We start from the raw sequence: 20530 nt of genomic DNA on the forward strand, positions 1-20530 counted from the left end.
GCTCTAGGCGGGCGGGGCGTCGGCAAGCAAGGCACGGCACCCCACCCGCTACTGTGCTGGGAAAACTAGCGCGATGCCTGTTCCAAAAGCTCCAAAATGTGGTGGTAATCCTCGCCGGTGGCTCGGGTGAGACCAAGCTCGCAAGTGCGGTTGGTCGAGGCGTGATACTGCGCTCCGATTGCCCTGACCTGTGCCGCTTCGGCGCGGGTGGCGGCAGCGGTAAGCTCCGGGTGAAGCATGCCGCGGTCGCCGGCATAGCCACAGCAATTCCACTCGGTGGGAATGTGTACCTCGGCCGCGGCGGCGCGGGCCACCTTTTCTACATCATCCATCATGCCCAGTTGGAAAGCAGAGCAGGTAGGGTGCACAGTCACGGAAGCCACTGGATTCTTTACTTCCAGCTGCGGCAGCAAGGTATCGGCCGTAAAGCTAATGGCGTCAATAACGGTGATACCCACCGACTCCAACATATCTTTAAAGCCAGCGGTGCAGCTGCTGGCGTCCACGATAACCGGCAGGCGCGCACCATCAGTAGCGTCCATGACGATATCGCGCACGCGCTGCTCCATTGCATCGTGGCCGGCATGCATGCCCTTGGAAGACCATGGTGTACCACAGCAAAGCTTGTCGATGCCCTGCGGAACCTCCAGCGCGACCCCGGCGCGCTCCAAGAGTGCCACAAAGGAATCGGTAGCACCCTTGCCGCCGCCTTGCGGGCCGAACATGGTGTTCACGCAGGCGGGCAGATAGATTCCGGTGGTCTGGGCATAGCGATCACCTACGCGGCCGGCCAAGCGGCCGCGGGACTTGCCGCCCTTGCCCAACTCTGGCTGGTACTGCGGGAGATTATCGGCACCGATGAGACTGCGGCCCACATCGGTAACCTTTTTGACTAGCTCGGTGGGCAATAGGTGCGCGCCGGTAAGCGCTACCCCGGCGCCTTGGCTGACTACCTGCCAGTTCTTGGCGGCAGCACCCCACAGCTTTTGCTGCGCTGGCTGGGCTTCCTCGCGGCGCAAGCGCTTGATGAACTTGCCGGTATCGATGCCTACTGGGCAGGCAGTGCGGCACATCGAATCCACGGCGCAGGTCTCGACGCCCATGTACTCGTAGGCCCGATCTAGCTCAGCGACGAGTTGGCTATCGCCAGCTTCTTCCGCGCGCTTGCGGGCGCGGCGCACCACAATGCGTTGGCGTGGGGTAAGCGTGAGGTCGCGCGACGGGCAGACCGGCTCGCAGTAGCCGCACTCCACGCAGCGGTCTACTTCCTCTTCCACGGTGGGATTGAGCTTGATGTTTTTGATGTGTGCATCGGGGTCATCGTCCAAGATGACGCCGGGGTTCATCGTGTTGGTGGGATCGCAGGCCCGCTTGAGTTCCTGCATTACCTCATAGAGCTCATCGCCGTACTGGCGGCGCACATACGGCGCCATGGCGCGGCCGGTGCCGTGTTCCGCCTTGAGATTGCCCTCGGCCGAGAGGACCAAGTCCACCATGCCCTCGTTGAAACCGTTATAGCGACCGATGGCATCATCGCCTTCAAAGCGGTCCGTAAGCAGGAAGTGGATATTGCCGTCCTTGGCGTGGCCGAAAATGACGGCATCATCATATCCATAGCGGGCAAAGAGTTCCTGCAGCGAAGAACAAGTATCTGCCAGATCGCCGACAGGCACGACGATGTCTTCCAAAAGGGCCGTCGTGCCTGACGGGCGCGCCTCTGCTACCTGGGCGTACAGACCCTTGCGGAAATTCCAAGCGGTAGTGCGCGTTGTGGCATCAGCCGAGAAGGCTGCCGGGGACTGCAGCGGCAATTCGCGCAAGAGCTGCGATCCCTTGCTTTCTTTCTCCTGCAGTTCCTCTTGGGCATCAGCGTGATACTCAATGAGCAACGCGGCCTGCTTATCCACATCGAAACCGGTAATGGCCTGCGGCACCTTATCAAAGCCTTGACCGACGCGAATAGAGGCAGAGTCCATCAGCTCCAGGGTGGCCGCTCCGGTCTCCAAAAGTGCCGGCAGGGACTTGGTGGCAGCGCTGAGATCATCAAATACGGCCACCGTGGTGGTGGTCAGCTTAGAAATCGGCACCGTGCGGAAAACCGCTTCCGCAATGAAGGCCAGGGTTCCTTCCGAACCGATAAGCAGGTGCTCAAAAAGCTTGACCGGGCTATCAAAGTCGAGGAAGGAATTGAGACCATAGCCCATCGTGTTTTTCAGCTGGAAGTGACGGCGGATAATATCCACGGATTCCTGGTTATCGCGTACACGGCGCTGCAGGCGGATAAGCGTGTCCACCAGCTCCGGTTCCTGCTCCTGGAACTGCCGGTCTGCATCGGGATCGGCGGTGTTAATTACGGTGCCGGTAGGCAGCACAAAGGTCAGCGATTCCAGAGTGTTATACGTATTGAGCTCAGTGCCGCAGGCCATGCCGGAGGAGTTATTAGCCACCACGCCGCCGATGGTGCAGGCAGACTCGCTGGCCGGATCCGGCCCCAGTTTACGGTTGCGCAGGCCTAGGCGGGCGTTGACCTGACGCACCGTCGCGCCGGGCTGGACGCACACGCGCTTGCCCTCATCAAGAACTTCTATACCGCGGAAGTGCTTGCGCACATCCACCAGGTATCCATCGCCGGAAGCCTGACCTGCCAGAGAGGTGCCACCGGAGCGCAGAGTTACCGGAACATTCTGCTGCCGGCCCGCACGGAAGATGGCCGCCACATGCTCGGCGGAGCGAGCCTCGATGACTGCCTTGGGGGTGTACAGGTAGTGCGAGGCATCGGAGGCATGTGCCACGCGGTCAATGACTTCGGTCTTTACCTCCATCCCATAGCGAGTAGAAAGTTCTTGCACATCAACGACGCCGGTAGTCATGTACCGCAGCCTGCCTTCCCAGAAAAAGAGTACGTAGTTGTTCACACATTGCACTCCCCTGCGCTTAGCGTCGCAAGTTAGGAGGGGCTTAGGAAAGCTCGCCGCCACACCCGCTCCTCGGCCGGATACTGCGTAGATTTTTCTCAGATAAACCCGCACCCTTTCCCGCCTGGCGGGTGATCTTCATCTATCCTGGAATGCGTGTCTGCGAATTTGAAAAAACATCTAGCAACGTTGTCGAAGCGTGGCCGCAACCGAGTTTTGGTTGGCGACCTTGACTATGCCGGAATCACCGGCAAGGTTTATACCCCCGCGGAGGGCCAGAGCCTGCCCGCGGTGGCTTTTGGCCATGACTGGATGCACAAAATTAAGGATTACCACGCCACCCTGCGCCACCTGGCTAGCTGGGGCATCGTCGTGGTAGCCCCCGATTCTGAGACCGGCCCCTTCCCCGACCACCGCAACCTAGCTGCGGATATGGAATCCGCGTTGCAGATTGCCGCCGGGGTAAAGCTAGGCTCCGGAAACATTACGGTCTCCCCGGGCAAGCTCGGCATGATTGGCCACGGCATGGGCGGTGGCACCGCCGTGCTTGGGGCCTTGGACAATAAGAAAGTCGCCGCCGTCGCCGCTATTTACCCCTCGGTCACCTCCCCCTCTGCGGTGCAGGCTGCCCGCCGCATTGACACCCCGGGCCTAGTCATCGGTTCCGGCCAAGAAGACATCTTCAATGCTGGCAACCCCGCCAAGCTGGCCTATAACTGGCGTGGCCCGGTGTGCTTCCGCGCCATCGACAAGGGTAGCCAGGCTGGTTTTACCGAGGATCGCCTGCGCAAGTTGGCCATCGGAACGGCTGCTTTCCAGTCCGGCCCTACCGAAATCACCCGCGGTTTGCTCACCGGCTTCCTGCTGGCCACCCTAAATGATGATTCCACCTACGCCGCCTTTGCAGATCCAGAGGCAAGCGCGAAGAAGGTAGAAAGCCTGGTAGGCGAAGACCTGGCCGAGCGCGCCGGCGTAACCCGCGACGCCTAAGGCTTTAGCCCCGCCGCAGCACTGATTGCACCTGCCCCGACGCGTTTCGTGAACGCGCCGGGGCAGCGCCATATCGGGGCCTGGGCGCCGCTGCTTGTCGACGCCCCACTTGCCCCTTCTCCCTCCGTGCCTCCTGCATGGCCTTATCCGCGGATTTTTCAAGCTCGTCTTGCGCTTTCGCCAGCGTTTTTTCAAATTCCAGCAAGCGTTTAGCCGTCCTTTCTCGAAAGCCCTGCGCAAACTCTGCGAAATCATTATTCATTACCACTGCCCTGCCTTTCGTGCCTTAATGGATGGTTCTTCTGGTGCGGGTGCCGCCTCCTGCTGTGGCGCTGGCGCTGGATCCGGTACAGGTGCTGGGTCCGGTGCCTGGCTCGGTGCTGGGCCCTGCTCAGGTGCTGGCTCAGAAGCCGGTGCCGGGGCCTCCGCTGGACCGGCGGCTTGGAGGTGAGCCACCTTCTCTGGCGGCGGCGTTGGCTCCTCTACCTGAGACAGCTCTGGGGGCGGTGTTATGACTCCGTCATCACCAGTCGGTTCAGGTTCAGGGCAAGGCTCCGGTTCTGGCTCTGGCTTAGGCTCAGGGCAGGGATCAGGCTCCGGCTCATCTACAGTCTCGGGTTCGGGTTCTTGCACCGGACAATCCAGTTCGGACATGTTCTCCAAGCACTGTGCAGCGCCTTCCACTATGAGGCCCACTCCCACCAATGCGATTCCGGCTCCGACCAGGCCGAGGCTACCGCTACAGGAGGATTCGATCTCACAGCCTCCTGAGCTGGCTTGGCTCTTATCCACGCATTCTTCAGTACTCTCCGCGGTATTGTCTGGGCACAGAGGTTCCTCGCTTGTGCCCGGTTCAGAAGCGGGTTCGGTATCCATTTCTGGCTTGAGCTTCGGCTCTGGATTAGCTTCTGGCTCGGGACATGGCTCTTCTACCCGCTCCGGCTGTTCTGGCGGCTCCTCCGGCGGAATGATCTCCGCCTGTGCTGGCTTAGTGGTCCCTACTTCGCACTCCGGCTGTACTGTCCGCTCGGTGTTTGACTGCTCGGTGCACTCACAGCAGTGGCACCCAGCACCATGCTCTGATGAGGTCTCCGTGTGCATTTCCGTCTCGGCTGCAGGCTCCGGTGCAGGGCATGGCTCAGGTGGAGTAGGCGTTGGTGAAAGAGGCGTCGGTTGTGGCGGCTTGGAAGTGGCATGGTGTGATTCCGGCTTGGAGTCAGGCTCTGGCATGGGCTTGGACTCTGGTGGGCACTCCACTTGGGCAGGCTCGGTGGACTGCGGAGGCGGGCACTCTTCCTTCGGCATCGGCTTGGTGGGAGCTGGGGTATCCGGGCACTTTTCTACTGGTGCGGGGCAGGCATCATCTGTAGGCTTCGCCGGCTTCGGAGATTCTTCTGGCAATGGGCGCTCACAGACGCACTCACAGCGCGATTCGAACTCGCTATAACAGGATTCGATCGCATCATCGCGGTCGCGGCAGGTGCTGGCGATATTGTGATTTGTCTCCTCAATAATTTGCCCCCCGATCGTGGAAAGAATCGGGATGATGAACCTGGCTAAAGGGTGTTTGGTGGCGACCATGGACAAAATATTTAACAGTGGGATGACCGCAGAGACGAGCTCGGTAAGGGCCGTGTCAGAGACATCAACGACGTCAGCAATAGCGCCTGAGCACTGCTCCGCCGAGCTAGTCAGATGTGCGGCATCTTGGCGGTCAATGTCGAAGTCTTCCTGCACGCCGCACAGGTGCTCACGCATGGCGCCCTGAGCAACCTCGGAATCATCCTGCTGCAAATAGCCCGCTAGTCCAGCACCGCCTCCCTTCGGGCGATTGCCGCCCACGGCCGCAACGGTATTTTTCACCAAATTTTCGGGCGCAATGCCATCAACCGCACCGACTAACTCTCCTAGTAGATTCATCGGCATGCTGGGGCCCGAGTAGCTGCCCAGGCAGGCGAATTGGAATTGAGAAATAGCGTTAGAGTAGTCCCCCAACAGGGATTTTGTCAGCGTACTCACTTGCTGCCAGCCTCCCTACCGCGTGCAAAGGAGCTGCCAAAGGACTCATCAAAATCGGCGAAGGCGCGCACCTGTTCATGAGCGGCGTGGGCGGTGGCGGATAAATTATCCAACCTCTGCCCGCCGCGCTCATGGATGCGCGCCAAGGCATCACGAATGCGCTCACCGTGGCCGCCAAAATTGCGTCCAGCCGCGGCCACCGGAAAATCCGGTACCTCGGCCCGGTGGGCATCGCGTTGCTCGTCGTTATCGGCTACGACCTGCCGTAATGCGGACATCGCCTCCAAGGGGCGAAGAAAAACCTCAGACACTTGTGTATTCCCCCAAATCCATATGCGGTAAAAGTTCTCACCTTCATTGGACTGGGGATTGCGCCAAATGGTTCCCTCGGATTATAAAAATCTTCCACACTAAGCGGTGACTCTAGACCGAAGAAACGATGGCGGAAAGCCTCCCTGCAACCTTGCGGGCCTGCTCCTTGTCCGCAGCCTCTACCATGACGCGGAAAACTTCCTCGGTGCCGGAAGGTCGCAGCAGGACGCGGCCGGTCTCGCCGAGTTCTTCCTCGGCCTGAGCGATGGCTTCTTGTACTTCGGGGGCATCCATGATGACGCCCTTATCAGAAACCGGCACGTTGATGAGCACCTGCGGTAGCACGGTCATTACCGATGCTAATTCCTTTAGGGACTTCCCGGACTTGGCCATGCGCGCCATGATAGACAGGCCGGTAAGGGTGCCGTCGCCGGTCGTGCAATCATCCGTCAACACCACGTGGCCGGACTGCTCGCCGCCCAAGGAGAAATCGCCGCGGTTGAGCTCTTCTAGAACATAGCGGTCGCCTACTGCGGTGTGACGCACCTCGATGCCTTGTTCCTGCATCGCCAGCTTCAGGCCTAGGTTGGACATCACGGTTGCTACCAAGGTGTTATAGCGCAGGTCATTATCATCCTTCATGCCCACGGCCAACAGCGCCATAATCTGGTCGCCGTCAATCACATTGCCCTCGGCGTCCACAGCCAAGCAACGGTCGGCGTCACCATCGTGGGCCAGGCCCAAATCGGCGCCATGCTCGACGACGGCCGCCTGTGCCTTTTCAATATGCGTCGAACCGCAGTCCTCATTGATATTAAAGGCGTTCGGCTCATTGTGGATAGCAATAACCTCAGCCCCGGCCGCCTCATAGGCGATGGGAGCAACCTTGGAGGCCGCACCATTGGCGGTATCTACGACCACCTTGATGCCGCTCAAATCCGTGGAGACCACTTCCTTTAAATGGTTGAGGTAGCGCTCGCGTCCGTCTGGCGCCTCCGAAATGATGCGCCCCAACTTGGTGCCAGTCGGGCCGTCTTCAGTGAGGTTTTCCATAGTGGCCTGAATCTTGTCTTCTATTTCGTCCGGTAGCTTCTTGCCGCCGGCGGAGAAGAACTTAATGCCGTTATCCGGCATAGGGTTGTGGGAGGCAGAAATCATTACGCCGAGATCCGCGCCATAATCATCCGTCAGGTAGGCAATCGCCGGGGTCGGCAACACCCCCACGCGCACCACGTCAACGCCGCGGGAGGCCAAACCGGAGGCAATCGCCGCATCCAGCATCTCGCCGGAAACGCGCGGGTCGCGACCAATAATGGCCAACGGCCGACGCTCATAGGATTCCCGCTGGGCGGTGAATACCTCCGCAGCGGCCTGGCCTAGTTGCAAGGCCAGAATCGGAGTCAGCTTCTTGTTCGCGAGGCCGCGAACGCCATCGGTTCCAAAAAGTCGAGTCATGCAGTCAATTATGCATGCCTGTGCCCAGCGATTGCATGTTGGGGCAGTTTAGGCGAAATCAAGCTTTTGGTTTATCGACAGGTTGAGCAATATTCCTTCCACCCGCGCTTCCATAAAACGACGAAAGCCGCCTCCTCCAAAAGGGAAGCAGCGGCATTCTCGGCGTTTGCGCGCGCAGTAGAAGCGAGATTAACGCTTGGAGTACTGCGGTGCGCGACGTGCCTTGTGCAGACCAGCCTTCTTACGCTCAACTGCACGAGCATCACGGGTGAGCAGACCAGCCTTCTTGAGGGCGGTGCGGTCACCTGGGTTGTAGATGTTCAGTGCACGAGCGATAGCCAGACGCAGGGCGCCAGCCTGACCGGTTGGGCCGCCACCGTTGACGGTGACCTTGAGGTCGAACTGGTTCTCGCGCTCCAGCAGGGTAAGCGGCAACAGGATGTCCTGCTGGTGCAGCTTGTTCGGGAAGTACTCGCCGAACTCGCGGCCGTTAACCACGATCTGGCCGGAGCCAGCAACAAGGCGAACACGAGCGACGGCGCGCTTACGGCGTCCGACGGTCTGGATCGGGCCCTCGTGTACCGGAGCGGCAGCCTCAACCTCTTCGGTCTCGGCCGGTGCGATGGAATCACCGATGGTGTTGGTGAACTCTTCGGTAGCGGCGCTTGCTGCAGCGATGTCAGCAGCGTCGGCTACGTTGTTGTCGATGTTCTGCTCAGACATTACTGTGCCACCTGCTTAAACTCGAAGGTTTCCGGCTTCTGGCCGGCGTACGGGTGCTCTTCGCCTGCGAAGACGTGCAGCTTCTTGATGGAAGCGCGGGAGAGCTTGTTGTGCGGCATCATGCCGGCAACGGCTTCTTCGATAACGCGAACCGGGTTGGCGTCCAAAGACTGACCCAGGGTCATGGACTTCAGGCCGCCCGGGTAGCCGGAGTGACGGTAGCGCATCTCGCGGCCGCGCTTAACGGAAGAAACGTGGATCTTGTCAGCGTTGAGGATGATGACGTGGTCACCAGCGTCAACGTTCGGTGCGAACTGTGGCTTGCGCTTGCCGCGCAGCAGGTCTGCAACGGTGGAAGCGAGCTTGCCCAGCACCACATCAGTAGCGTCGATGACGTACCACTTGCGGGTGATGTCACCGCTCTTTGGGTGGAAAGTAGACAATTTGACTCCTTGAAAGTCTGTCTCGGAACTGCCGGCCAGCGCTAAGCATCCATCCACTCCCGTACAGCGGCCGGTGGAGACCTGCAGGGAGCGCTTCGCCAGCTGCTAACCGACGAGCGAACACATAGGTCTCCTACCCTACTTGCTCACCTGCTCGAAAACCAAAACGCCGAAACCGGTACCTTCCGCGGCTCAAACGGAAGGTACCGGCTCGTGGGTGTGGACTAGAAAGGTACGACTTGAAAAGGTGGAAGAGAGGAAAAGAGGTATTGGTCAAAAAGTGCTCACGCTGCAATCTTTTGCCAAGACTGCGGCTGCGTCCGCCTCCTGCCACTCGGGTGTGGTCAGTGGCACCGCAAGCTCGGCCAAGACAGCCTGAAACAGTGCAGGCGGGGCGCGGATCTAACCCCAGCTTGCGGCGGCGCGACGATTAACGTCACTCATTGCATCATTGCCCTGAGAGACGGTCTTGGAGATGGTCGCGAGCACGGTATTGAGTTCCTGAGATGCCTTGTCCCACTTGGCCTGTGCCTGGTTATAAGCCACTGCGGACTCGCCCTCCCAAGTGCTCACCATCGGCTGCAGCCGCACCTTCAGGTCTGCCAAGGTGCTGTTGATGCGACCTGAGGTGGCGTTGATATCAGCTGCGGCGGAAGAAATGGCACCGAATTCGTACTTGATCTCGGACATGTGGTGGTGGATTCCCTTCTGTGAATCTATAGGTTTTGGTCAGTGGACTAGAGAACTGTGCAGTGCGGTTTAGAGGGCGAGGCCGCCACCAACATTGGAGAATGCCTGGGCGTTTTCTGCTTCCACGTTGTCGAAGTTGTGGGCGTTGTTGCGGATATTGTCAGAGATAGAGGCCAATGCCTCGCGCAGCTGTTGTGCAGAGGTGTTGTAGCGCTGCATCAGGTCATCGAATGAGACCTGGGCTTGGCCTACCCAGCTTCCGCGCACAGAGTCGACGACTCCCTGCAGGCGGGTGAGCTCGCCTTGGACTTCATCATTGGTGTTATCGACTTTGCCGGCGGTGGCAACCATGACATCGGCTTGTGTCTTGAAAGTCTGAGACATAAGAGTGCGCCCCTCCTTAGGGCGGATGAGATTGTGTATATTCCCCCGAAAAAGCATCTGTGCTTTCTCACCTTTATTGGACTGAACTTTCTGCCAAACGGTTCCCGTCTGGGACAAAGTTTTTAAGACTATTTTTTGACCAGGCTTTCCGTAGCCATGCGGCAGGCTGCCTTTTGGACAGCATTGGAATTGTGGCGGGTATGGCACCCCACAGACATCTGATGCCCACGGTCTTCCCAGGTAGTCCACTCCACCAAAGAGCCGTCCCCTGGGTCTTCGGTATAGCTCAGGCGCCCGGCCTTATCGGTAGCATCGCGTAGCGCCGGGTCTTCGTCGACCTGCGCGCGGATTTCTTTAAAAAGTGCATCCGCCGGAACGTTAAACATTTCATCCGCCGCCAATAGGATACGCAGGTTCGGATCCTCCCCGGTGGCGGTAACCAACCCATCTTCTACCTTGGTATGAAACCCGGTGGGAACGACCACAGACATTCCCTCAATATCTAAGCGCTTTTCTCCCGGATGTAATTCATCACCACCCGGTTCTGCAGCACCCGTGGCACCAGACTCTGGCGAGTTGGGTACGGATTCCACCGCGGTATCGCGGCTCGGCTCTGCAGCGCGTGGTTGTGGGCGGGAATCACCTGAGGCGGCATCACTGTCTGCTGAATCTCGTGCGCCGATAGCCCACCAGGAAGCTCCGGCAACGGCAATAATGACCACTGCAATTGCGAGGTGGAAGATATCAATAGCCCCGAGCCAACCGCGCAGCCGGTCGGACCAGCTTGGTGTTACTGGCTCATCATAGGCTGGCGCTTCCATCACTCTGGTGGGAGAAGCTGGTTCCGCAATCTCCGTAGCCGGATGAGTAGGGGTTCCAAATGAGGTTGACGTAGCTAACGAGGAGATAGCTGGTTCTGGGTCAATGAGCCGCACCCCGGTGACTTCCAATTGCCGGCTGACGATGGTGGTGGCTTCCTGCGCAATGTCCGTGCCGGACGAGTCTGCCACCACGCAAGCTTCCACGTCGGGCCAGGACGGTCCGGCCAACTTTGAAATCTGATCCATGACCTGGCCCAAAGCCCAACCTTCCACGATGCCGGTACCCGGCAGGTCGTAGCGGTATACCGAATCAGGCCCTTCAAAAATGGTGACCGCGTCCAGGATCGTGACGGTAATTGGTACGGCGTTAGTCTCCCCACCGTCAGTGATTGGGGCGTCGGTGTGCGAATTCGCGCTGAGGTTGGTGGTCATTTACTTCTCTCCTTCTGGGTACACCACTTGGGCGACGCCAAGGTTTTCACCGCGGATGCTCCACTGACCGCGACCGGGTGGTTGTTGGCTGGGTTTAAGGCCAAAGATGGTGCCTTCGTCCCGGTCGGCGTCGAAAAGCAGCAACGCTGGTTGAAGATCGCGCACTGCAGAGAAGAATTGGCCGAAAAGGGCGCGGCCAATGCCACCAGACTTGCGAGCGACGATGAGATGCAAGCCAATGTCGCGGGCGTGCGGGAGTAGCTCCAGGAGCGGTGAAAGGGCAATATCGCTCAGCAGGTCCGCATCGTCGATGACTAAGTAGATATCTGGGCCCTCCCACCAGTCTCGTGTGGCGAGCTGCGCTGGGGTAATATCCGGGCCCGGCAGGCGGGATTCCAGTGTCCGGACAGTATCGAGAATGGTCTCTTGTGCACTTGTCTGCGTTGCGGCATAAGCGGCAACCATGTCTTGGTTCAAGGTTCCTAAGTGAGCCCGCCGCTGGTCGATGACCACAAGGCGAGCGTCTTCCCGCGCGAAGGCGCAGATGCCGCGCATTATCTGCGCCAAGAAGGTGGACTTGCCGCAACCCTGCGCTCCTATGGCCACTAGATGCGGCTCGCGCGATGGATTCCACGTCAGCGGATCGAGATCCCGTCCGCCGATACCCCAGGCGATCTCGCCGTCGGGAACGTTCCCTTGAGTAGCAAGGGCAGACGGGGTGAGTACCGCGGGCAGCATCTTGAGTTGCGGAACTGGATCGGCTGCGGCATGAACGCGGCAAATGTGGGCGATGTCCTGGTTTGATGTGCGAGCCAAAAGCATATTCTCTCCGGCCAAGGTAAGCCCGCGGCCCGGCGCGCTGGGTAGCTTCTGCTGCAACTTGCGGTCAATTAGCGAATCCAAGGACTCACCAAGACGCAGCTCAAGTCGGTTGGCTATGAGATCGCGAATGGCGGGGCGCATCGTGGTCCACCGCGAGGTGGCAATGATGACATGTACGTGGGCAGAGGCGCCATCGGCGACGATCTCTGTAACTTTCTCCGCTATGTCTTCAAACTCTGCATTGGAGGTGCCAATGTGGTGCCAGCCATCGATAACGAGGAAGGTTGCGCACTGTTCCGGGCGGCGAATAAAGCCGGCTACTTCGTCCACGATTCGCCGCACCTTTTCCCCTTCATCTCGTCCAGCAACTCCGGCAACGTGGGGAAGTCTCTCCAAAGACGCTAGCTGACCGCCACCCAAATCGATGACGTAGAAGCGTGCCGCCTTGGGGCTATGCCGTAGCGCCAGAGCCGAGACGATGGTGCGCAGCGCACTTGATTTTCCTGACTGCGGGCCGCCGCATAGGGCCATGTGCCCGCCGTGCTGGTGGAAATCAATTATCAGTTCATCTAGACGTTGATAATACGGCCTATCGATAATGCCGACGGGAGCCAGCAGCGTCCCGTTACCTGCAACAAACGACGAGGCGCCCACGTCCGCTCCGCTAGACAGTCCGGGTAATGCAGATAGCTCAATGACCGGTGGTAGCGGCGGCAGCCAGATACGGTGCGCCGATTGATCACGCAATCGGGCTTCTTCTGCCGCGGCACGCACGACCTCGCTAAGCACAGTGGTGGTGTCATCGAGAACAACCACAGGGCTAGTGCTTTCTTCCTCCTCTGCCCAACCTCGAAAGAACTGCACGCGGCCGCGGGCTACGGCGGGTCCGTCCCCATGAGCTTCAGCTATCGCCCGGCGCGGCACGGGCCCAGAAACATAGGAGGCTTGGAAACGAATCAACGCCTCGGCATCAGACTTGAGGTAGCCCGCGCCGGGTTGGCCGGGCAAATGGTAGGCATCGGCCACGCCCAATACTTGACGGGATTCCGCCGAAGAGAAGGTTTTTAGCCCGATTCGGTAGGACAGGTGGGAATCCAGCCCCCGCAACCGGCCTTCTTCAAGTCTTTGAGAGGCTAAAAGCAGGTGCACGTGGAGACTGCGCCCCAAGCGGCCAACGGCAACGAAAAGTTCCGCAAAATCAGGGTGCTGGCCCAAAAGCTCCGAGAACTCGTCAACAACAATGACCAAGGCGGGCAGTGGCCCGTGCTCGCGTACTGCGGCGGCGGAGGCGTTGTACTCGCTGACGTTGGCGAAGTTTCCGGCGGTGCGCAACAACTCCTGGCGGCGGTTTATCTCGCCGGAGATGGCATCGTACATGCGCTCTACCAGCGTAGATTCCTCTTCCAAGTTAGTAATCACCGCAGAGGTATGCGGCAGGTGGTCACATCCTAAGAAAGTAGCGCCGCCTTTAAAATCCACCAGTACGAGGTTCAGCTCGTCCGGGCTATGGGTAGCCGCAAGCGCGGTGACGAGGGTGCGTAGGAGCTCTGACTTACCAGAACCTGGGTTATAGGTACGATACAGTAACCCCGTCTACGGGCAGTGGACGAAATACTGCGCGTGGTAGACATACTGATTGATGTGGGGGCTTAGGGGCTTACTTTTAACCCTGCGCTAGGAAAACCGAAAATTTAAAATATTTTATGTACCGAAGTTTCTAAATTTTCCTGATTTGGTATGGAGAGCCGTAACCCAAGCCCCTCAAAGCCCCTCCCCGATACACTCGAGGCTTCCGACATCGACAGGTGCAGCATGCTACCAAGATTGATATTGTGAACCGACCCCCACACACAAACAACTTGACACGCTCTGGCACGGGGAACGTGTTCCACGTCAGTGTTGATCTGAAGCGGAGATCGGATTTTATTCGTCCTCCAATTGTTTTGCTACGTAATAAACATGGAGGACGAAATCAAAGAGAATTGAAGACCTTCTGAGTCAGGTAGGACGAAGTTCGCGTCTCCAGCTAAAACGCAGAGCGCTTGAATTTACGCAAAGAAACAACACTTACGAAAAAAGAAACCACGCTTAATAGTAATGGAATACGGCCTGGTGGAACTTCTAAAGCGAAAAGAAGGAGTTTCCAATTCGTATCAGACAATGATGGCCAAAGAGCAGTTTGTAAAACAAGCTGTGCTACAAGCGACAAAGCAAGTGTATCCACACTTACATATCTACCTATAAGAAGCGTCAAACCTGTAAGAACAGTAGATACATAAGCAAATCTAGTGCTTCCTATGCCGCAAAGGGAAAATACCCAAGGAATAACCCATAAAGTTACGAGGACTATACCGTCAATAAACAGCCAATTCCGTGAAGCTTGCGCTTCTAACCTGGAAATCTGATTTCTGAAAAAAATCACTGGCAATGCGGCGTAAGAAAACGAACATAAAGTGCCAACGTTTGCCCCAGCAGTATCATCGAGCCAAGGGATATTTAGTAACCATCCCTCAGCAAAAGCAAGAACAAAGCCAATAAACAGCACCATGACTAAAACAGTAATTAGCTTATGCCCACGGCAGTACAAGAATGCGTATGATGTCATGAGCTAATTGCTAACTCTGCACACAGTGTGCTCGATACGCTGAACAACGTCTCCAACGTTAACTTGTCGATTAGGCTCCCAAGGAAGACCACTAAGCGTAATTCCCAAATCTTTCGCCGGAATTCCGCAGATTTTAGCGTCTGAACGAATCAGTTCTGCAGATCCAGCTTGATCCACGAACTCTCCAACTATCCCCTCTACCGTGGATTGGCCGCTTAAACTTAAATGCTCTTCCGAAAAATCTCCCCACATCACAGGACGTTCTGAAAAATCTCTCCACTCAGTAGGTGCTATTTTAGAGAAAGCATCCCTCGCCTGGATATTAAGTAATATATTTTCGCTAGGAATTTCAGGCCATGCGCATACATTAGAAGAGCAAACAAGCTGACGAGAATCTCTTTGTGCAAGACCAAACTCTGTGAGTTGCTGCGCCCAAGCAAAAGAACCGATAAGACAGAGAAGCCCTAAAAAGAAAGTTAACATATACATTTTACTACTGTGCCTAAACAGTGCCGCAGCCGAGACTATGGTCAGTGTAGCTCCGATAATCCCTGCAATTGCTGTCCCAATTGCTTTCACATCTAGCGTTGCATCAAAAGAACAGCACGCTAAAAAATCACCAGTTATATGTCTTAGGGCTCCAGGAGAAGTAGCTGGAACTACCGCATACCACGTATATGCAAGCGCAGCTGATACAGACACTGATATCAGTGGTTTAAACGAAAAACCAAGTGCACTTCCGATTAGCGTCCAACAGATGCCGACGATGGACGAATAAGCCAGCATAACCCAAAAGATTAAAGAGCCGAACAGCGCAGAATCAGTACTTTGTGAAAGACTTGCTAATACATAGCCAAGGGGAAAAATCAGCGACCATGCAAACATTCGGTTCACATAAATACGAACTACAGATTTTCTCCCCATCTGCACTAGAGGACGAAAACGTGATGCTTCCCATGTCATTGCGGCAGAAACCGCAGGAGCAATTACGAAGAACACCAGTGTAGATTGAGCAGCATTCGACTCATAGTATGGCGTCTTTCCTAATTCCGAAATGGGAACTGCGCTAAGGATTAGCCCAATAAGGCAAATCCATAATGATGGACGACGAAGCCAGTGTTTAACGCCGAAATTAGGAATCACTGTAGTTTCCTCTCCGTACAAGAGATCGTGAGAGAATATGCGCTGGGGTATTTCCCGACTCTGTAGCTAGCTGTACAAAATCTTGCCGTGAACCATCGAAATGTAGCTTCCCCTTATCAAGAACAAGGACACGCTCGAAAGGTCTCTGTAGTTCGCCGGCATCATGCGTTGAGACAACTAGGTTATGCCCTCTATCCACAATCCGTTGGTATACCTCAGTTACATGCTCTTTGTTGAGTGGATCAAGTGCCGCACTAGGTTCATCAAGCAGTAATGTTTCCGCCCCAGAGTTCAACGCAGTGGCGATCGCTAGCCTAGAGCGTTCTCCTCCGCTAAGGCTTTCGCACCGTTGACTAGATACTCTTGATAAATCTACAAAATCTAGCCAATCTAAGCTTTCTTTCTTTGCAGTCTTTTTATCTCGTCCGAACAACCAAGCAACATAAGCGCAGTACTCACTGGAGGTGAAACCGGTAATAGGGGTAAATTTCTGCTCCACTATAGATATAGATCCTTTCCTCAGGACTGTTCCGTGCTTAGGAGAAGAATCTGATGCAAGGGCAGAAAAAAGCGTTGATTTCCCAGCACCATTAGCCCCCAGTAGAAGCGTGGGGCGTTCATCTATCACCAGCTGCGGTATATCCAGAATTGTCTTATTTGAACGCCGCACTCTTAGTGCATTAACCCGAGCAGTTACTACCATACAAATTTCATCCACTTGATGGTTAAGTGGTTCCAATCGAATGTATGGATGTCGGCATGATACTTTCCTGCAGCCTGGCGCCCCCACCCGCCTGGAGTAGCAAACATAGAAACCGCCAAGGCAGTAACTAGCCCTGCTGCAATTTTCTTCTTCACAGTACTTTTCCTTTCGAAAGTTAAGCACGCCAAAATCGGCTTCGTCTTTATGCGTCTGCCTCAATCTCTAAGTGTTGGATGGCTTTTACCTATGCCTGAAACAGGTTTACCTTAACTTATTCGCTTATAGTATGCACAGCCCGCAGTAACGATATTCTAATTAATTACCCGCAATTACCCCTTATCCCCAAGTTTTATCCACCTCTAGAGTGCATATTCATATGCCACGGGAAAGCCAAGCTCAAACGGCGTAAATCTTCCGAGTTGACACGTCCCTCACTAGGCTAGGGCCCCCTTTGTCCTTGCAGACATATAGCGGGGATCGTACGTGCGCATAAGTTGGCTCACGACTACACAGCTTTGCTCGCACTGTATTGCAACTTCGCTTTAACGCCTTCGACTACTTGCCTTTATGTTTGGCCTTCTTTTTCATGGCACGGATCTGAAATTTCCGTTGTGCTTCTTCGCGCCGAGCGATCCGCGAAGCTTTCTTCTTGTTTGCGTTAGCTAATTCGAAATTTAGCTTTGTTGCTTCTTGGGCTTTCGAGGACACTCCTGAGGTCTTGCGTTGCTCCTTATTGACTTTCCGCTGCAGGCGTTTGGGATTTCCTCGCTGTGGCTTTTCAATAGTGCCAGGTATAGGTGCGGAACGATGGGCACGTTTGACTAGGGAAGAACCATTGACGAGCAGCCACTCATAAAGTTCGGCATTATTAGGCTCGGGGCCGAAAACTACTCGGACGGCGCGGAGTAGGTTGTTGCTGGAAGTCTCGTAGACTCCGCACCAAAATTGCCCATCGTGAAAAAGGGTGAATTGAGCAGGCAAAGTTGTCTCCAGGTACGCTAAAGCGGACCTGACGACGCTGGATTCCTTAGCTCTCGTGAGAGCAAGAGCTAAAGCGACGGATAGCACTGGCTAGTGTTATCGCTCAGACTTCCTACTGAGACTGTGCGTTTTGCGCATCAGGATCTTACGGGGGTAACACTAACACACCCTGACTCTTGGAAAATGTAGCGCACAGGCTGTGTCCGCCTTCCCGATAGGATAAGCACCAGCCCCAGAAAGGAGAAGAGGAATGTATACGACCATTACCCTCGCCGCGTTCGCAGTTGTTTTAGTCTTAATCATCCAGACCATCCGCCGCGAACAGTCGCAAGACCGCCTGTTCTACGCCGCGCTTGGAGCGCAGCATAAGCGCAGCAATGATCCTTGTCCCCTCTTTCCTTTTTACCCACGCAGGACTCTCACGAGAACTGGCCGCACTGCTCATCTCCTTTGGCCTACTAGCCCTGTGGACTGGCATTTTCGGAATCCGGCTCAATGCAAGAACTAGCAGGTAAAAACTGCCTACCGTCGGACATATGGAAGGGCTGACGACTGCGTATAAGTTTACTGCCTTGACGACAGCAAATTTCAGCTTTACTTTAGTATAAGTAAGGTGTTTCATATGGTTAGGAAAACTGTGAATAAGACTAAGATGTTGAAAACTGCCGCTTCCCTTCTATCTGCCTTGGCTATCCTTCCTGTCTTGTCTGGAACCGCTCAAGCAGAAACGACACAAGGAAAGCAGGAAGAGTCCCAAACGATTATGGGCGGAAACTACCAAAGTACTGATCCAACGGCCTACAATTACCTTCCTGAAGGAAGTGATCCAGTTCCGAACACTGCGGATAGATCAGCATTCGGATCGGCCAAAATCAGCGGCTTTGGATTTACGTTTCAAGGGCATGACTTCAAAGTTCCCGTAGTGAATCTTGAGCATGCAATTAAGGGTAAAGGCGGTCACATAGACTCCGAAAGTGCATCCGTGACGTTTACTAACGGAACGCTGTGTAACTGGAGAGTGGACTACCAAAATAGAGACGAGAATGGGATTCATGCAACCCGTAAGGGGGCAACCCACAATGATTGCTCTCTTGGGCATGCACATGATGCCGGATTCAAAAACTTCGATGTTAAAAGCAATGCTGAGTGTGCACGTCTATTTGTAATGGGAGAATTTAAGGGAGAGCAGTGTCACGCAATTCATCCTTAGTAGCTCTGATGAAGATTGCGATTTTTATATCGTTATCGCTTTGTCTCGGGTATCTTGTTGGCGGTTTAAATGCGATACACGTTGCTAAGGCTTTGGCTGAGGGGAATTCAACCTCATTAGCCGATATTTCTCGTAGATTAGAAAATGGTTTTTTCTACTTTAGAATCGCTGGAGTCTTTGCCGTCATTTTTCTCGTCGGAACTTATACGGTTTGGCGCAGGACCAAAGTCTCCCCTTAAATGAGATCTATACGGGCATCAGTTATTTATCCTATTTGGGTATGTGTGGCACAATCGTGGGCCTTATCTTAGGCCTCAAATTCCCCTTCTGAATCGAGTAAACGAGGGCACTCCCGCTGGTGGGAGTGCCCTTTCCTATTTATTACTGCTGTCGTTTAGACGTAGACAGTGCGGGTAGTGGCGCATTCTCGGAAACATATATTTTCTATGTGTTTAGCCATATGTCCTGCCATACGGCAGGCACCGTGGGCACGCTGATTTACCGTACGACTGCGCCGCTTTAGGCGTTTTTCAACGCCCGATACACCGTAGGGCGAGTCACCCTAAACTCTCGCGCCAAGGCTGCTTTCGACTCCCCCGCTAGTGTGCGTCGCTTAATCTCCGCCACCTGCTGCGGGCTAAGAGCAGGCTTGCGGCCTTTGTACTTGCCAGCCTTTTTAGCCAACGCAATCCCCTCCGCCTGGCGCTCGCGGATAATGGCCCGCTCAAACTCCGCAAACGAACCTAAAATGCCGAGCATTAAATCCGCGCGTGGATCTGTGGTGTCTTTTGCAAACGCGAGATTTTCATGCAGGAAAGTAACAGTCACACCCTTGTTGGTGAGTTCATCAACAATGCCGCGTAAATCCGCCAGTGAACGGGCGAGGCGATCGATTGACGACACGACGAGTTCGTCACCGTCGCGCACATACGCCATACACTCGACAAGTCCTGGGCGCGCAGTCTTGGTGCGGCCGGAAATCTTATCTTCAAAGAACCGGTCAATCCTGCCGGAAGCATTGAGTAGTTCTTTCTGGCGCTGATTATTCTGCTCCACCGTCGAAACACGGATATAGCCCACCCGCTGCCCACGCGAACCAGAGCTTTTGGCCATTAGTCTTCGCCCCGCGAGGGCGTAAAGGCAGCATTCTCCTGGGCGATGACCGCATCACGATACGACTCGATTGCATCCGAGAGGGCATAAAGCTGAACACCGTCGAGACCGTCAGCGTCAGCAAGCAAGGACTGCACAATCCTGCCCAACGCCTGCTGCCCCGACGACAATCCACCATGCAGATCTTTCACCCGCGCCAACGCGGGCACAGAGTCAATATGACTTTCAATATGGAAACCATCAGACGACAACACCACACTCACCACTTTCTGTAAACATAAGGCCTAGACCCCACTAGACATGTGTAAAACAATACTAGGAACCGCCCTATTTTACAGCAAACATTCCGCCGCACACCGGCGTAACAATAGGGTGTACTTACACGAATGTGGGTTGTGGGTACGATAGTTCTGTACGGGCGGGGGTTAGGGGGCTTACTTTTAACCCTGCGCTAGAAAATAGGAAAATTTAAAAGGTTTTGTGTACCTAAGCTTCTATTTTTTCATGTTTTTGTATAGGGGGCCGAAATCCAAGCCCCATAAGCCCTATAACCCCCACCTCGCTCTGTACACAGGGCTACATCTGTGGTAGAGTGAAGAATGTAAGTATAAAACTTCGCCCGACGGGATCACGAGTCAGGACCTCGCCCCGCCGTTTGGAAAATTGCTCCTAACGAAACCAGGTAGCTGACCCCCGGCAGCGTACCTGGTGGGTTTGACCGGGATAGTGGGTCTCCGTGCCCCAGGACAACCATGGATAGCTGGCGAGT

Annotated in this window: 20 protein-coding genes and 1 pseudogene; 2 read left to right on the plus strand and 19 right to left on the minus strand. The window is 55.5% G+C overall.

The annotated features are described in order from the left end of the window. Positions 1–65: 65 nt before the first annotated feature. On the minus strand, positions 66–2870 hold the full coding sequence (locus tag WMP97_RS04285; RefSeq protein ID WP_340439940.1) for an FAD-binding and (Fe-S)-binding domain-containing protein: 2805 nt from the start codon (positions 2868–2870) through the stop codon (positions 66–68). 201 nt (positions 2871–3071) lie between these two features. On the opposite strand from WMP97_RS04285, the gene WMP97_RS04290 reads away from it, so the two are divergent. Further along, positions 3072–3905, plus strand: coding sequence for a dienelactone hydrolase family protein (locus tag WMP97_RS04290; protein ID WP_023020609.1), 834 nt, complete (start codon positions 3072–3074; stop codon positions 3903–3905). A gap of 4 nt (positions 3906–3909) precedes the next feature. Here WMP97_RS04290 and WMP97_RS04295 read toward each other — a convergent pair whose 3' ends face one another. From WMP97_RS04295 to WMP97_RS04370, 16 genes and pseudogenes are all read right to left on the minus strand, one after another. After that, a complete protein-coding gene (locus WMP97_RS04295) occupies positions 3910–4167 on the minus strand; it encodes a hypothetical protein (protein ID WP_034655755.1) in 258 nt (85 codons plus the stop codon). After that, positions 4167–5924 (minus strand): hypothetical protein, encoded by a 1758-nt coding sequence (locus WMP97_RS04300; protein WP_340439880.1) that lies wholly within the window; start codon positions 5922–5924, stop codon positions 4167–4169. Before WMP97_RS04300 ends, WMP97_RS04295 begins: the two co-directional genes overlap by 1 nt. After that, positions 5921–6235 carry a hypothetical protein gene (locus WMP97_RS04305; RefSeq protein ID WP_340439881.1) on the minus strand — a complete coding sequence of 105 codons (315 nt, stop codon included), beginning with the start codon at positions 6233–6235 and terminating at the stop codon, positions 5921–5923. Before WMP97_RS04305 ends, WMP97_RS04300 begins: the two co-directional genes overlap by 4 nt. Before the next feature lie 112 nt (positions 6236–6347). Next, positions 6348–7691, minus strand: coding sequence for a phosphoglucosamine mutase (gene glmM / locus WMP97_RS04310; RefSeq protein WP_023020606.1), 1344 nt, complete (start codon positions 7689–7691; stop codon positions 6348–6350). Positions 7692–7880: 189 nt separating this feature from the next. Further along, positions 7881–8414, minus strand: a complete 534-nt coding sequence (rpsI, locus tag WMP97_RS04315) for a 30S ribosomal protein S9 (protein ID WP_023020604.1) — start codon at positions 8412–8414, stop codon at positions 7881–7883. Continuing rightward, a complete protein-coding gene (gene rplM, locus WMP97_RS04320) occupies positions 8414–8857 on the minus strand; it encodes a 50S ribosomal protein L13 (RefSeq protein ID WP_340439882.1) in 444 nt (147 codons plus the stop codon). The genes rpsI and rplM overlap by 1 nt, the downstream gene beginning before the upstream one ends. A 402-nt stretch (positions 8858–9259) precedes the next feature. Then, positions 9260–9547: a WXG100 family type VII secretion target gene (locus WMP97_RS04325; protein ID WP_340439883.1), complete on the minus strand. Its 288-nt coding sequence runs from the start codon at positions 9545–9547 to the stop codon at positions 9260–9262. A gap of 69 nt (positions 9548–9616) precedes the next feature. Beyond that, entirely contained in the window at positions 9617–9931 is a 315-nt protein-coding gene (locus tag WMP97_RS04330; protein ID WP_340439885.1) for a WXG100 family type VII secretion target, read from the minus strand. 128 nt (positions 9932–10059) lie between these two features. Then, on the minus strand, positions 10060–11184 hold the full coding sequence (locus WMP97_RS04335; RefSeq protein WP_023020601.1) for a type VII secretion-associated protein: 1125 nt from the start codon (positions 11182–11184) through the stop codon (positions 10060–10062). Beyond that, positions 11185–13569 (minus strand): annotated as a pseudogene (eccCb, locus tag WMP97_RS04340) (type VII secretion protein EccCb); the annotation flags it as partial. Between the two features lie 154 nt (positions 13570–13723). Continuing rightward, positions 13724–13945 carry a type IIL restriction-modification enzyme MmeI gene (locus WMP97_RS04345; protein WP_340439941.1) on the minus strand — a complete coding sequence of 74 codons (222 nt, stop codon included), beginning with the start codon at positions 13943–13945 and terminating at the stop codon, positions 13724–13726. 87 nt (positions 13946–14032) lie between these two features. Next, positions 14033–14554, minus strand: a complete 522-nt coding sequence (locus tag WMP97_RS04350) for a hypothetical protein (protein WP_340439886.1) — start codon at positions 14552–14554, stop codon at positions 14033–14035. Between the two features lie 60 nt (positions 14555–14614). Continuing rightward, positions 14615–15754, minus strand: coding sequence for a hypothetical protein (locus tag WMP97_RS04355; protein ID WP_340439887.1), 1140 nt, complete (start codon positions 15752–15754; stop codon positions 14615–14617). Next, positions 15744–16457, minus strand: a complete 714-nt coding sequence (locus WMP97_RS04360) for an ATP-binding cassette domain-containing protein (protein ID WP_340439942.1) — start codon at positions 16455–16457, stop codon at positions 15744–15746. Before WMP97_RS04360 ends, WMP97_RS04355 begins: the two co-directional genes overlap by 11 nt. Next, complete coding sequence (locus WMP97_RS04365) at positions 16451–16612, minus strand: hypothetical protein (protein ID WP_340439888.1); 162 nt, start codon at positions 16610–16612, stop codon at positions 16451–16453. Before WMP97_RS04365 ends, WMP97_RS04360 begins: the two co-directional genes overlap by 7 nt. A gap of 400 nt (positions 16613–17012) precedes the next feature. Next, the gene (locus WMP97_RS04370) at positions 17013–17438 is read right to left on the minus strand and encodes a YjdF family protein (protein ID WP_340439889.1); all 426 of its coding nucleotides are present in this window, start codon (positions 17436–17438) and stop codon (positions 17013–17015) included. A gap of 637 nt (positions 17439–18075) precedes the next feature. Between WMP97_RS04370 and WMP97_RS04375 the strand changes: the two genes are divergently transcribed. Continuing rightward, positions 18076–18648, plus strand: a complete 573-nt coding sequence (locus tag WMP97_RS04375) for a hypothetical protein (protein ID WP_340439890.1) — start codon at positions 18076–18078, stop codon at positions 18646–18648. Between the two features lie 519 nt (positions 18649–19167). On the opposite strand, the gene WMP97_RS04380 is transcribed toward WMP97_RS04375, so the two are convergent. Beyond that, positions 19168–19761 carry a recombinase family protein gene (locus WMP97_RS04380; RefSeq protein ID WP_340439891.1) on the minus strand — a complete coding sequence of 198 codons (594 nt, stop codon included), beginning with the start codon at positions 19759–19761 and terminating at the stop codon, positions 19168–19170. Then, a complete protein-coding gene (locus tag WMP97_RS04385) occupies positions 19761–20018 on the minus strand; it encodes a hypothetical protein (RefSeq protein WP_340439892.1) in 258 nt (85 codons plus the stop codon). The genes WMP97_RS04380 and WMP97_RS04385 overlap by 1 nt, the downstream gene beginning before the upstream one ends. Positions 20019–20530: the final 512 nt, after the last annotated feature.

The sequence above is a fragment of the Corynebacterium sp. KPL4072 genome (assembly GCF_037908395.1).
Classification (GTDB): domain Bacteria; phylum Actinomycetota; class Actinomycetes; order Mycobacteriales; family Mycobacteriaceae; genus Corynebacterium; species Corynebacterium kefirresidentii.

Coding starts and splice junctions, on each gene's coding strand:
- WMP97_RS04285 (WP_340439940.1), bottom strand. CDS start 2,870: ATGACTACCGGCGTCGTTGATGTGCAAGAACTTTCTACTCGCTATGGG.
- WMP97_RS04295 (WP_034655755.1), bottom strand. CDS start 4,167: ATGAATAATGATTTCGCAGAGTTTGCGCAGGGCTTTCGAGAAAGGACG.
- glmM (WP_023020606.1), bottom strand. CDS start 7,691: ATGACTCGACTTTTTGGAACCGATGGCGTTCGCGGCCTCGCGAACAAG.
- rpsI (WP_023020604.1), bottom strand. CDS start 8,414: ATGTCTGAGCAGAACATCGACAACAACGTAGCCGACGCTGCTGACATC.
- WMP97_RS04325 (WP_340439883.1), bottom strand. CDS start 9,547: ATGTCCGAGATCAAGTACGAATTCGGTGCCATTTCTTCCGCCGCAGCT.
- WMP97_RS04330 (WP_340439885.1), bottom strand. CDS start 9,931: ATGTCTCAGACTTTCAAGACACAAGCCGATGTCATGGTTGCCACCGCC.
- WMP97_RS04335 (WP_023020601.1), bottom strand. CDS start 11,184: ATGACCACCAACCTCAGCGCGAATTCGCACACCGACGCCCCAATCACT.
- WMP97_RS04350 (WP_340439886.1), bottom strand. CDS start 14,554: ATGGTGCTGTTTATTGGCTTTGTTCTTGCTTTTGCTGAGGGATGGTTA.
- WMP97_RS04360 (WP_340439942.1), bottom strand. CDS start 16,457: ATGGTAGTAACTGCTCGGGTTAATGCACTAAGAGTGCGGCGTTCAAAT.
- WMP97_RS04380 (WP_340439891.1), bottom strand. CDS start 19,761: ATGGCCAAAAGCTCTGGTTCGCGTGGGCAGCGGGTGGGCTATATCCGT.